Origin of the sequence: Burkholderia sp. HAN2018, assembly GCF_024704855.1 — a bacterium.
GTDB classification, from domain to species: Bacteria; Pseudomonadota; Gammaproteobacteria; order Burkholderiales; family Burkholderiaceae; genus Burkholderia; species Burkholderia cepacia.
Genome location: NZ_QOBB01000206.1, coordinates 1 through 12,450, shown reverse-complemented (window position 1 = coordinate 12,450; position 12,450 = coordinate 1). Strand labels below are relative to the sequence as shown.

The 12,450-nt window shown below is 66.0% G+C and carries 16 protein-coding genes; 13 read left to right on the top strand and 3 right to left on the bottom strand.

Translation table 11 applies throughout. The features are described from left to right. A partial coding sequence (locus tag DPV74_RS32835; protein WP_119338686.1) for an MFS transporter occupies positions 1–809 on the top strand: 809 nt, incomplete at its 5' end. A gap of 15 nt (positions 810–824) precedes the next feature. Next, positions 825–1,223, top strand: a complete 399-nt coding sequence (locus tag DPV74_RS32830) for a DUF4440 domain-containing protein (RefSeq protein ID WP_119338685.1) — start codon at positions 825–827, stop codon at positions 1,221–1,223. A 49-nt stretch (positions 1,224–1,272) separates the two neighbouring features. Here the strand turns inward: DPV74_RS32830 and DPV74_RS32825 are convergent, their stop codons facing one another. After that, positions 1,273–1,998 (bottom strand): glutathione S-transferase, encoded by a 726-nt coding sequence (locus DPV74_RS32825; protein WP_027791132.1) that lies wholly within the window; start codon positions 1,996–1,998, stop codon positions 1,273–1,275. Positions 1,999–2,130: 132 nt separating this feature from the next. Continuing rightward, positions 2,131–2,454 carry a cupin domain-containing protein gene (locus DPV74_RS32820; protein ID WP_059694337.1) on the bottom strand — a complete coding sequence of 108 codons (324 nt, stop codon included), beginning with the start codon at positions 2,452–2,454 and terminating at the stop codon, positions 2,131–2,133. Positions 2,455–2,843: 389 nt separating this feature from the next. On the opposite strand from DPV74_RS32820, the gene DPV74_RS32815 reads away from it, so the two are divergent. The 9 genes from DPV74_RS32815 (at position 2,844) to asd (ending at position 9,738) form a co-directional block, all read left to right on the top strand. Further along, entirely contained in the window at positions 2,844–3,665 is an 822-nt protein-coding gene (locus tag DPV74_RS32815) for a hypothetical protein (RefSeq protein WP_059694006.1), read from the top strand. 30 nt (positions 3,666–3,695) lie between these two features. Continuing rightward, on the top strand, positions 3,696–4,457 hold the full coding sequence (locus tag DPV74_RS32810; RefSeq protein ID WP_119338687.1) for a Tat pathway signal protein: 762 nt from the start codon (positions 3,696–3,698) through the stop codon (positions 4,455–4,457). Positions 4,458–4,513: 56 nt separating this feature from the next. After that, positions 4,514–4,690, top strand: coding sequence for a hypothetical protein (locus DPV74_RS32805; RefSeq protein ID WP_240440051.1), 177 nt, complete (start codon positions 4,514–4,516; stop codon positions 4,688–4,690). 204 nt (positions 4,691–4,894) lie between these two features. Then, positions 4,895–6,304: a 3-isopropylmalate dehydratase large subunit gene (leuC, locus tag DPV74_RS32800; RefSeq protein ID WP_021158716.1), complete on the top strand. Its 1,410-nt coding sequence runs from the start codon at positions 4,895–4,897 to the stop codon at positions 6,302–6,304. Positions 6,305–6,307: 3 nt separating this feature from the next. Continuing rightward, positions 6,308–6,454 carry an entericidin A/B family lipoprotein gene (locus DPV74_RS32795; protein WP_027791137.1) on the top strand — a complete coding sequence of 49 codons (147 nt, stop codon included), beginning with the start codon at positions 6,308–6,310 and terminating at the stop codon, positions 6,452–6,454. Positions 6,455–6,522: 68 nt separating this feature from the next. Then, positions 6,523–7,173, top strand: coding sequence for a 3-isopropylmalate dehydratase small subunit (gene leuD / locus DPV74_RS32790; protein ID WP_091920015.1), 651 nt, complete (start codon positions 6,523–6,525; stop codon positions 7,171–7,173). 76 nt (positions 7,174–7,249) lie between these two features. Beyond that, on the top strand, positions 7,250–8,317 hold the full coding sequence (gene leuB, locus DPV74_RS32785; RefSeq protein WP_021158719.1) for a 3-isopropylmalate dehydrogenase: 1,068 nt from the start codon (positions 7,250–7,252) through the stop codon (positions 8,315–8,317). A gap of 98 nt (positions 8,318–8,415) precedes the next feature. Further along, positions 8,416–8,535 carry a hypothetical protein gene (locus DPV74_RS32780; RefSeq protein ID WP_021158720.1) on the top strand — a complete coding sequence of 40 codons (120 nt, stop codon included), beginning with the start codon at positions 8,416–8,418 and terminating at the stop codon, positions 8,533–8,535. An 81-nt stretch (positions 8,536–8,616) separates the two neighbouring features. Continuing rightward, positions 8,617–9,738, top strand: a complete 1,122-nt coding sequence (asd, locus tag DPV74_RS32775) for an aspartate-semialdehyde dehydrogenase (protein WP_027791140.1) — start codon at positions 8,617–8,619, stop codon at positions 9,736–9,738. 105 nt (positions 9,739–9,843) lie between these two features. On the opposite strand, the gene flgE is transcribed toward asd, so the two are convergent. Next, positions 9,844–11,088 (bottom strand): flagellar hook protein FlgE, encoded by a 1,245-nt coding sequence (gene flgE / locus DPV74_RS32770; RefSeq protein WP_048022078.1) that lies wholly within the window; start codon positions 11,086–11,088, stop codon positions 9,844–9,846. Positions 11,089–11,322: 234 nt separating this feature from the next. Here flgE and DPV74_RS32765 point away from each other — a divergent pair, with 234 nt between their 5' ends. Together DPV74_RS32765 and DPV74_RS32760 are read left to right on the top strand one after the other, a co-directional pair. Then, a complete protein-coding gene (locus DPV74_RS32765; protein ID WP_155633554.1) occupies positions 11,323–11,523 on the top strand; it encodes a hypothetical protein in 201 nt (66 codons plus the stop codon). 6 nt (positions 11,524–11,529) lie between these two features. Beyond that, the coding region (locus DPV74_RS32760; RefSeq protein WP_374709006.1) for a FimV family protein at positions 11,530–12,450 on the top strand (921 nt) is incomplete at its 3' end.

The following is a 12,450-nucleotide window of genomic DNA, read 5'->3' as shown; positions in this document are numbered from 1 at the left end:
TCGACTGGCCGGGGCTCGGCCTGAGTGCGGTCACGCTCGTCGCGCTGCTGCTCGGGCTGACCGCCGCGGGGCAGCCCGGCGGCGCGGTATTCCCGCTTGCGATGCTGGCCGTCGCGAGCGCGGCAGGCGCACGCTATGCGGCGCATGCGCGTCGCGCCCTGTCGCCGGTCGTCGACCTGCGCCTGCTCGCCCAGCCGCTGCTGCGAACCGGCGTGGTGGTCTATCTGTGCGTGCCGGGCATCTTCACGGGCGTCAACCTCGTCGCGTCGCTCTATCTGCAGAACGCGCTCGGGTTGAGCGCTGCGCATGCCGGCGCGCTGATGCTGCCGTGGGCGATCGCGGCGTGCTTCGCGATCGCGACCACGCGCCGCTGCTTCGCGCGCCACGGCGCGAAGCCCTTGTTCGCGAGCGGCATTGTGATCGATTGCGTCGGCATCGCACTGCTCGCGACCCCCTGGGCCGGCGTCGAAGCCGTGCGCATCGCGGCATTCGCGGCGATGGGGTTCGGCGCGAGCCTGTGCACGAGCACGTCGCAAAGCGCGGCGTTCGTCGATGTGCCTGCCGACCGGATGGGCGACGCGAGCGCGCTGTGGAACATCAACCGCCAGTTGAGCTTCTGCGTCGGCGTGGCCGTGCTCGGCAGCGCACTCAATGCGTTGCTGGCGTTCGACGCGGGCGGGCCGTCGCTCGCGCCGTACCGCTGGTGCTTCGGGCTGGCGGCCCTGCTGACGTTGCTGCCGCTGGGCCTGATTGCGCGGCTTCCCGCATACCGTGCGCCGGCCGCGCAACCCGTTTCATCCCACTCGTGAGAACCTGAGAGCCTTATGAATTTGCCGAATCCGTATTTCAAGGAAGTCGTCGACACCGTTGCCGACATCGCGTGCTGGTTGTCCGGCCGTGCCGGCCCCGAGCGGCTCGCGACGCTGATGGCGCGCTTTTCGCCGGGATTTTCGATGATTACGATGTCGGGCACGGTGCTCGATTACGCGGGCATCGATGCGCTGTTTTCACACGGGCTCGGCGCGCGCCCCGGGCTGGTGATCGACATCGACGAGTTGCGCGGGCTTGCCGTGTGGTCCGATGGCGCGACGATCGGCTATCGCGAGACGCAGACCGACGCGCAAGGGCAGCGCACGGTGCGGCGCTCGACGGTCGTGTTCCGGCGCGAGGCGGACGGGCTGATCGTGTGGCGCCATTTGCACGAGACGCCGGTCGTCGCGTGAGCGGGGCATCGGCCGCCCTGCCCGAGGCGGCGCGGATGCGGTGCCGGCGTTACTTGTCCAGCTCCGGATAGTGCCGGAAGATGCCCATGTCGTTGAACGGGATGCGGCGTTCCGACGCGAGATAGCGCGCCACCGGCGGATGCTCCGCGACGCGGTCGTGCAGCGCGACCAGCGCCGCGATTTTCCGCTCCGCGCGCTTCATCGCTTTCGGAAACGCGTAACGCAGCCCCTCGATCAACTGGAACATCGACAGGTCCGCATAGCTGAGTGTATGGCCGGCGATGTAGCCGCTCTTGTGCGGGTTCTGGTCGAGTACGCGCTCGAAGTAACCGAGGAATTTCGGCAGCCGGTTTTCGAGGAAATCGGCCGCGCGCTCGGCGGCTTCCGCCTGCTGGTCCTCGTAGTAGAGGCCGCTTGCGATCGGATGGTGCGTGTCGTGGATCTCGGTGACGAAATCGGCCACGGTCAACTGAAGCTGGTGCACCCACAGCCGGCCGGCTTCGTCGTCCGGCGCGAGCCCGAGCCGCGCGCCGAGAAACAGCAGGATGTTCGCGGTCTGCCCGACCACCAGGTCGCCGGCTTTCAGGAACGGCGGCGCAAACGGCACGCATTCCGCCTTCGCGCTGTCCATCATGCGCATCATCGCCGGCACCCCCATGCCGCGCCCCGATTCGCGCGCGACGTCGACGTAGTCGGCTTCCGCCGCCTCGAGCGCGAGCCGCACATATTCGCCTCGGCCCTGGATCTCGGGCCAGTAATACAGTTCGTATCGCATGCTGTTTTCCCGTTCGTTGAAGCGGCCGCCACCGGCATCGTGACGATCGGGCGGCCGCGCGTCGCGCGCCGCCCGCTGCGAATAGACAGTCTAGGCGATCGCGGGAAAAGTGCCGCGCATCGCCATCGCGCGCTACGCGCCGCGCTCGCCGCCCTCGGGGCCGTAGAAGAACACCCAGGTCGAGAAGTCGCCGGAAAAGCCGGTGAAGCGGTGGTCGGCGTGTGCCGGGACGAACAGCACGTCACCGGCCGCGACCGCGCATTCGCGTCCGTCGACGACGAAGTGCGACGTGCCGGTGGCAATCACGTAGACCTCGTCGCGCGTGTGCGGCTTCTGCTTGTCTTCGATGCGCGGCCGGTACAGCTCGACGTCGAGCGTGCCGTGGCGAAACAGCGTCGTGAACAGCGTGCCTTCTTCGTCGAGACGGGCGAGCGATTCGTTCAGGCCGAGCTTCATCGTGGTGTACTCCGGGTCCGGGGCGTGGGGATTGCCCATGTGCGTTGCGCGATCGTAGCGCGTCATGCCGGGAAGTCGCGCGGAGCGCGGAGCGCATGATCGCCATCCGTGGAACGAATCGCGCAGGCGCTCACCCTATGTGAAACGCAGGCATCCATCCGCGAAACAACGACGAGATTGCGCGTATTGGCTCGCGAGCTTCACCGCAATTTAACAAACGCCGACTACGATCCGGGCTCGTCAATCGACCGAAGCGCGGCGATTCGGTCCGCGCTGCGGTACTGCCGTCCGTCGCCGCCTGCGCGACTCGCCCGATTGCGATTTCCCGTGACCGTGAATGCGACGCCTAGGTATCGCGTCGACGTCATTCGCATCATTTCGTATTTCTCATGAAACTGAATCCGCTGGCTTCTTCACGCAGAAAATTCCTGGCCGCCGCGCCGGCCGTCGCGGCGGTGCCGCTGCTGAGCGCATGCGGCGGCGACGACGTCACGTCGATGCCCGTTACCGACGCCGCGCTGGCCGCGCAGATGTCCGCGAAGCTGAATGCGCAGCTCGGCGATGCCGCGACGGTCGGCGCGATCCAGCCGGCGCTGACCGACGTCGGGTTTGCCTGGGACCTGCCGACGATGCCGGCGGTCCAGGCCGGCGCGATCGTCGCGTACAGCTTCGGCAATCGCCCGAACGCGGCAAGCGGCAATACGTCGAGCACGGGCGGCAACCAGTCCGCGCTGCCCGATCCGGGGCCCGTCAACGAAGCGCTCGCGGACGCCGTCTACCGCATTCGGCAACTGAAGCCGGTCAAGGTCTACGCGCAGTGGGAGATCGCCCGCTTTCTCGTGTCGAAATACGGGATGGGCGCCGACGTGCTGTCGTCGATCGAGCCCGTGATCGCGAGCGACGGCACGATCGTGTACCTCAGCACGGCCGGCGTGGCCGCCGAGGCCGTGTCGCGCGCGGGCGGCGCGGCCGCGATGGGCAGCGTCGCGGTGGTCGGCCATCGGGATCACGCGAAGCGCTGCATCCAGACCTCGCAGCAGGCGGGCATGAAGGCGGCCGCGGTTGCCGAGGTGCCGTTGCCGACGCGCTACGACCCGCAGTCGGGCCAGCCGTGGACGCGCAACCGCAGCCTGTACCTCGTGCACGACATGTATGCGCAGATGCTCGCCCGCGCGGTCGGCGCGACGATGCAGGCGTTCCCGAAGGGCTGACGCACTTTCTTTCTCCCGATTCCGATGACCATGCAGACCCGCCGCCATTTCCTCGCTTCCGTTGCCGCGCTTGCCGCGACCGGTGCCGCCAGCACGCCGGGCTTCGCCGGCGACGCTCCCGTTTCAGATGCCGAACTGCAACGCCAGATGCTCGGCAAGCTGACGAACGAACTGAACGACCGCGCAGCCGCCGCCGACGAGGCCGGTTACCTGTTCGAGACGTTTTTCTCGTGGACGCCGCCGACCGTCCAGGCCACGGCCATCAACACGATTGCCGCATTCGCTTTCGGCAGTCGCGCCGCGCCGTCGTCGGGCGCCGCGCCGGTGCCCGGCCCCGTGAACGAGGCGATTGCCGACGCCGTGTTCCTGCTGCGCCGGAAGGTCGCCGCGCGGATCTTTGCGCAGCAGGAAGTCGCGAGCGTGCTCGCGTCGAAGTACGGGCTGACGGCCGGCGTGACGTCGATCGCGACACCGGCGCCGGCCGCCGGCAGCCCGATACCGACGCCCGACGGCGTCGTAACCGCGATCGTCAGGCAGGCCGGTTCGGCCTCGGCACTCGGCAACGTCGGTGTCGTCACGCATTCGGATCAGGCGTCGATTGCCGTGCGCGTGTCGAAAACCGCGGGGATGCAGGCCGCGGTGCCGGCGGGCCTGACGCTGCCGTCGCTCTACGACGCGTCCGCGCAGATGCCGGCCTTGCGGCGCCGCGATCTTTACCTGCTGAGCAACGTCGGCGTGCAACTCGGGATGCTGCGGCTCGACCTGATCAACCGCGAATACCCGAACGGCTGACGCTGCGGGGCACTCGCGGCATCCACCGCCGAACGACTTCACGTTCCGGGCGCCCGGTGTGCGGCGCAATCGCGAGCTACGGGCCGTTCAAGACGCCGTCGCTGCACGACACGTCGCAGCGAAGGGTGTTGTTCCGCAACGGCCGCTTCCACTCGCCGGAGGACGCGCAGCGCTTCTGCGTGCAGCGCGATACCGACCCCGCGAAGGCGGCCAGCCGTCGCGTGTCGCCGTGACACGCACCCCACGCGACGGCTGCAACCGCCGCCGCGCCGTGCGCGCCCGCATTTGCCGGGTAATGCCGATACAGGTATTGGCACTACCAGCCAAACCACTGTTTTTAATGGGTTTTTTCGCGTGCGGCCCGCGCCGTGACGCGTTCTGCGTGGCATAATCGACCGCATCCGCAAGGCTTGTAGTCACAACGACCCCGCATACCCATGGCACAGACTCTCTACGACAAACTGTGGAACACCCACGTGGTCCACACCGAGGAAGACGGCACGACTTTGCTCTACATCGACCGTCAGCTGCTGCATGAAGTCACGAGCCCGCAGGCATTCGAAGGGCTGAAGATCGCGCAGCGTCCGGTGTGGCGCATCAGCGCGAACCTGGCCGTGTCTGACCACAACGTGCCGACCACCGATCGCAGCCACGGCATCGCCGATCCCGTCTCGAAGCTGCAGGTCGACACGCTCGACGCGAACTGCGATGCGTTCGGCATCACGCAGTTCAAGATGAACGACGTGCGCCAGGGCATCGTCCACATCATCGGGCCGGAGCAGGGCGCGACGCTGCCGGGCATGACGATCGTGTGCGGCGATTCGCATACGTCGACGCACGGCGCGTTCGGCGCGCTCGCACACGGCATCGGCACGTCGGAAGTCGAGCACGTGCTCGCCACGCAAACCCTGCTGCAGAAGAAGAGCAAGAACATGCTCGTGAAGGTCGAGGGTGCGCTGCCGCGCGGTTGTACCGCGAAGGACATCGTGCTCGCGATCATCGGCAAGATCGGCACGGCCGGCGGCACGGGCTACGCGATCGAATTCGGCGGCTCGACGATCCGCGCGCTGACGATGGAAGGCCGCATGACCGTCTGCAACATGGCGATCGAAGCCGGCGCGCGCGCGGGCATGGTCGCGGTGGACGACACGACCATCGATTACCTGAAGGGCCGTCCGTTCGTGCCGACCGGCGCGGAATGGGATCAGGCCGTCGAATACTGGCGTCAGTTCAAGTCGGACGAAGGCGCGCAGTTCGATCGCGTGGTCGAGCTGAACGCGGCCGAGATCGTGCCGCAGGTCACGTGGGGCACGTCGCCGGAAATGGTCACGTCGATCGACGGTCGCGTGCCCGATCCCGAACGCGAGAAGGATCCGGTCAAGCGCGACGCGATGGAGCGTGCGCTGGCCTACATGGCGCTCGAGCCGAACACGCCGATCGAGTCGATCAAGGTCGACAAGATCTTCATCGGTTCGTGCACGAACGCGCGCATCGAGGACATCCGCGCAGCCGCTTACGTCGTGAAGAAGCTGAACCGGCGTGTCGCGTCGAACGTGCGGCTCGCGATGGTCGTGCCGGGCTCGGGCCTCGTGAAGGCGCAGGCCGAGCGCGAAGGGCTCGACAAGGTGTTCACGGACGCCGGCTTCGAATGGCGCGAGCCGGGCTGCTCGATGTGCCTCGCGATGAACGCCGACCGGCTGGATCCGGGCGAGCGCTGCGCGTCGACGTCGAACCGCAACTTCGAAGGCCGGCAGGGTGCGGGCGGTCGCACGCACCTCGTGAGCCCCGCGATGGCGGCGGCCGCGGCGATCGAAGGTCACTTCGTCGACATTCGCAAGCTGGGGTAACGCGTGACGGCATCGAAGGTCATAACGCGGCTGGTTGCCGCGCTGGCGCTTGCGGGGCTGGGCTTCGGCCTTGCGGGCTGCAATACCGTCCAGGGCTTCGGGCAGGACGTCAACGCCGCCGGCAATGCGCTGAAGCGCGCCGCGGAGTGACGATTCCCGCCGAGAATTTGTCGATGTGCGCCGGCTGAACGCCGGCCCTTCAACCGGATAGACGGATCATGGAAAAATTCATTGTGCATACCGGCGTCGTGGCGCCGCTCGATCGCGAGAACGTCGACACCGACGCGATCATCCCGAAGCAGTTCCTGAAGTCGATCAAGCGCACGGGCTTCGGTCCGAACGCGTTCGACGAATGGCGTTACCTTGATCACGGCGAGCCGGGCCAGGACAACTCGAAGCGCCCGCTGAATCCCGACTTCGTGCTGAACCAGCCGCGCTACCAGGGTGCATCCGTGCTGCTCGCGCGCAAGAACTTCGGCTGCGGCAGCTCGCGCGAGCACGCGCCGTGGGCACTGCAGCAGTACGGCTTCCGCGCGATCATCGCGCCGAGCTTCGCGGACATCTTCTTCAACAACTGCTACAAGAACGGGCTGCTGCCGATCGTGCTGACCGAGCAGCAGGTCGATCACCTGTTCAACGAGACGGCTGCGTTCAACGGTTTTCAACTGACGATCGACCTCGACGCGCAGGTCGTGCGTTCGGGCGACGGCCGCGAATATCCGTTCGAGATCACCGCGTTCCGCAAGTACTGCCTGCTGAACGGCTTCGACGACATCGGCCTCACGCTGCGCCACGCGGACAAGATCCGCCAGTTCGAGGCCGAGCGCCTCGTGAAGCAGCCGTGGCTCAATACCAAGCTGGTCGGCTGACGTGCCTTTCGGGCGGGCGCGCCGGCGGCGCGCTCGCCGGCCTGCCTCATAAAACCTATCCAGTCAGGAATTTCGCATGAAGATTGCAGTGCTGCCCGGCGACGGCATCGGTCCGGAAATCGTCAATGAAGCGGTGAAGGTGCTGAACGCACTCGACGAGAAGTTCGAACTCGAACAGGCGCCGGTTGGCGGCGCGGGCTACGAGGCAAGCGGTCATCCGCTGCCGGACGCGACGCTGGCGCTCGCGAAGGAAGCCGACGCGATCCTGTTCGGCGCCGTGGGCGACTGGAAGTACGACTCGCTCGAGCGCGCGCTGCGCCCCGAGCAGGCGATCCTCGGGCTGCGCAAGCATCTCGAGCTGTTCGCGAACTTCCGCCCGGCGATCTGCTACCCGCAGCTCGTCGATGCGTCGCCGCTGAAGCCCGAGCTGGTCGCGGGCCTCGACATCCTGATCGTGCGCGAACTGAACGGCGACATCTACTTCGGCCAGCCGCGCGGCGTGCGGGCCGCACCGGACGGCCTGTTCGCGGGCGAACGCGAAGGCTTCGACACGATGCGCTATTCGGAACCAGAAGTGCGCCGCATCGCGCACGTCGCGTTCCAGGCGGCCCGCAAGCGCGCGAAGAAGCTGCTGTCGGTCGACAAGGCGAACGTGCTCGAAACGTCGCAGTTCTGGCGCGACATCATGATCGACGTGTCGAAGGAGTACGCGGACGTCGAGCTGTCGCACATGTACGTCGACAACGCGGCGATGCAGCTCGCGAAGGCGCCGAAGCAGTTCGACGTGATCGTCACCGGCAACATGTTCGGCGACATCCTGTCGGATGAAGCGTCGATGCTGACGGGCTCGATCGGCATGCTGCCGTCGGCGTCGCTCGACAAGAACAACAAGGGCCTGTACGAACCGTCGCACGGTTCGGCGCCGGACATCGCGGGCAAGGGCATCGCGAACCCGCTCGCGACGATCCTGTCGGCCGCGATGATGCTGCGTTACTCGCTGAATCGTGCGGAGCAGGCCGATCGCATCGAGCGCGCGGTGAAAACGGTGCTCGAACAAGGCTACCGCACGGGCGATATCGCGACGCCGGGTGGCAAGCAGGTCGGCACGACGGCGATGGGCGACGCGGTGGTCGCGGCGCTGTAACGCAAGCAAGTAGAAAGGGCGCGAACGGGCCGCGAAATCGGCCGGTTCGCGCGCGGTTGGCCGTTGTGCGGGCAACCGGCTTTGTGTAGACTCGAACGATGGCGCAAATTTCCCTGATCTCCCCGGTCTTGAAACTCCACGGCAACATTGCCCGTGCGGGTGCGCGCGCCATCGTCATCACGAAAACCATTACCACGAAAACGATCATTAAACGCTGATCGTCCGTCGTGCCCGCCTATTTCCCCGCGCGGTCACACCGGGGACGGAAATGGCGGGGAAGCTCCATCAAAGGGTTAGTCATGAACGTAGGTCTCGTAGGTTGGCGCGGCATGGTCGGCAGCGTCCTGATGCAGCGCATGCAGGAAGAGGGCGATTTCGACCTGATCGAACCGGTGTTTTTCAGCACCAGCAACACGGGCGGCAAAGCGCCGTCGTTCGCGAAAAACGAGACTACGCTCAAGGACGCGACCAACGTCGACGAGCTGAAGAAGTGCGACGTGATCATCACGTGCCAGGGCGGCGACTACACGAACGACGTGTTCCCGAAGCTGCGCGCGGCGGGCTGGAACGGCTACTGGATCGATGCGGCATCGTCGCTGCGGATGAAGGACGACGCGGTCATCATCCTCGATCCGGTCAACCTCGACGTGATCAAGGATGCGCTCGTCAAGGGCACGAAGAACTTCATCGGCGGCAACTGCACGGTCAGCCTGATGCTGATGGCGCTCGGCGGCCTGTTCCGCGAGAACCTCGTCGACTGGATGACGGCGATGACCTACCAGGCCGCATCGGGCGCGGGCGCGCAGAACATGCGCGAACTGCTGTCGCAGATGGGCACGCTGAACGGCGCGGTGAAGGAGCAGCTCGCCGATCCGGCATCCGCGATCCTCGACATCGACCGCCGCGTGCTGGCCGCGATGAACAGCGACGCGATGCCGACCAGCAACTTCGGCGTGCCGCTCGCCGGCTCGCTGATCCCGTGGATCGACAAGGATCTCGGCAACGGGATGTCGAAGGAAGAGTGGAAGGGCGGCGCGGAAACCAACAAGATCCTCGGCAAGCCGGCGATGGGCGAGCCCGGTTCGATCCCGGTCGACGGCCTGTGCGTGCGGATCGGCGCAATGCGCTGCCACTCGCAGGCACTGACGATCAAGCTGAACAAGGACGTGCCGCTCGACGAGATCAACGGCATCCTCGCGTCGGCGAACGACTGGGTGAAGGTCGTGCCGAACGAGCGTGAAGCGTCGATGCGCGACCTGTCGCCGGCGAACGTCACGGGCACGCTGACGGTTCCGGTCGGCCGTCTGCGCAAGCTCGCGATGGGCGGCGAATACCTGTCGGCGTTCACGGTCGGCGACCAGCTGCTGTGGGGTGCGGCCGAGCCGCTGCGCCGCATGCTGCGCATCCTGCTCGACAAGTAAGCTCGTGTGTCCGGCCCGCGATGCGCGGGCCGCGTTGCACAAGATGGCGCGCCGCGCCGGCCTTGACGATATCAAGGCTGGCGCGGCGCGTTTTTCATGTGCGCGTCAGCGCATGTTCAGCAGCGTCTGGTCGACAGTCTGCTGGGTCTTGATCGTCTGCGCATTGGCCTGGTAATCGCGCTGCGCCTTGATCAGGTTCACGAGCTCGGTCGTCAGGTCGACGTTCGAGTTTTCCAGCGCACTTCCCTGCAGCGTGCCGTGGTTCGTGCTGCCCGGCGCGGAGATCTGCGGCACGCCCGACGCGGCGGTTTCCACATACTGATTGCCGCCAATGTTCTCGAGCCCGTTCGGGTTGTTGAAGTTCGCGAGCGCGATCAGGCCGAGCACCGCGCTCTGGCCGTTCGAATAATTGCCGGTCAGCTTGCCGTCGGTGCCGATCGAGAACGTCGTCAGCGTGCCGCTCGCGAAGCCGTCTTGTGCGAGGTTGGTCACGCCGCTCTTTCCCCCGAACTGCGTCGTGCCGCCCAGGTCGAGCGTCAGGTTCTGCGGATTGGCGCCGCCCGACGCGTTGGGGATCGAAAACGCGAACTGACCGAGGCTCGGCGTCGGCTGGCCGGTGGCGGCCGACGTCGTCGAGGTGATCCGGCCCGATGTGTCGAACGTGACGGTGCCGAGATTCGTCGGCGTCTGGCCCTGCACTCCCGCGTAGGCCTGCCAGGTGCCGGCCGCGTTCTTCGTGAAATACATCGACACCTGCTGCGAGCCGCCGAGCGTGTCGTAGACCTGGATCGACGAATTGTAGTTGTACGTGGTGTTGTCGCCCGGGTTGAACGGCGTCTTGGCCGGCACCTTGTCCTGCGAGTTCAGGTTGAACTGGCCGGTGATCTTCGTCGTCGCCTGCGGGGCGATGTTGTTGGTCGGCGCCTGCAGCGGCACGGTCGCCGCGGTATTGATCGCGCCGCCCGGGCCTGCCGCATAGCCCATCAGGTTGCGGTTTTGCGAATCGACGATGGCGCCGCTCTTGTCCCGGTGGAATACGCCGTCACGCGAGTACGTCGTCACGCCGTTGTTCGACATCTGGAAGAAGCCGTTGCCGTTGATCGCGATGTCGAGCGACGACTTCGTCGTGTTGATCGTCCCCTGGCCGAATTGCTGCTGCACCGACGCGAGCCGCGTGCCGATGCCGATCTGCGTGTTGGTCGACGTCGCAACCGAATTCGCGTACATGTCGGCGAAGTTTGCGCGCCCCTGCTTGAAGCCGACCGTGTTTGCGTTCGCGATGTTGTTGCCGATCACGTCGAGATGGTTCGCCGCGCCGGCCAACCCGCTCAAACCCTGTTGATAGCCCATGTTCGATCCCCGTAACGAGCTGGTGAGTAGATGCAGTCGTGCGACTGCGCGATGCCTCCCTGGCACCTCACGACGTCAGTCTGGCCAGGCGCGTGCCTGCCTTTCCGGCAGGTGTGTACGCGGTGGTCGAACTGCGCCGATTCTTGTTTGAAGACGATCGTAGCGACGGCAATTATTCGATCTGTGTAATTTTGTGTAATGTAATTGAATTGTTGTCGAAATGATTGATTTCGTATGAGCAATGAAACTGAGGTGAGGCTTGAAAGCCTTGTGGGGCGGGGGATTGAGGGTGAAGATGTCGAATTCGTCGATAAGAGAGGGGAATTGGCCTCTTATCGGTCAATTGAAATTTATTTGAATTGTTTTGGTGATCGGCGGGATTTGTTTTTATTGGAGATTGCTAATCCATTAACGGCAGGTGGCGCGATTTATTGAGCAAACGTGCCCGATTTCGCGGTCGTGGCGCAGCATCGAGCCCCGGAGTGGGCAGGGCGCCGGGTGAGCGGCAAGGGGCGCGCCATTCGTTCGGGACGGGATGCGGCCGGGCATCTTTCAGTTGAGGGAGGTGTGCTTCCGATCGATCGGGAACGCTGGTCGCACCATGTGAACCCTGGCATCGAAGCGGCCCGGCCGGCGGGCGCGCGGACGCGCGAACGCGGCCGGTTGCACCCATCGGCGACGAATTCGGCCCGAACCCGATCACGTGAAGTAAACTACGCGGTTACGACGCACAGACCCGCCGAAAGCGTCGCGTTCAACGCGACGCTTTTGCATTTCTGCGGCAACTTTATTGACGCTTTCAACCGCGAATCCGAGCCGCGCCCACGCGCGGCGATAGAGCCAACGATGTCCCGAATTTCCTTGTTTCCGCGTCAGTCCCGTCTGTCGCGCGCCGTGCGTGGCGCGCTGGCGATCCTGGCGCTCGGCGCAACCGCATCGGCCTGGGCGGCCGGCACCGGTGAACTGCCGGCGTCCGCTGCCGGTGGTGCAGTGCCGCTTACCGTGACGGTCCAGCCCGGCCAGTCGTTGAACGACATCGCGAAAGCGGCCACGCAGTCGCGCGATCCCGGTGTGCTCGCGCGCGCCGGCCGCGCGCTGTTCGACGCCAATCCGCAGGCGTTCATGAAGCACGACGCGAGTCGCCTGAAAGTCGGTGCGACGCTGACCGTGCCGGCGCTCGATGCGACAGGCGCGGCACTCGCACCGGCCGGGGCATCCGCTGCATCCGGCGCATCCGGCGCATCGGGTACGGCGGCAGCGTCCGCACCCGTCGCGGCATCCGGCGGCACGGCGGTCGCGCAGCATGGTGCGTCGGCGCCCCATCCGGGGTCGACCCCGGCGGCGACCGTGCCGTCCGCGTCG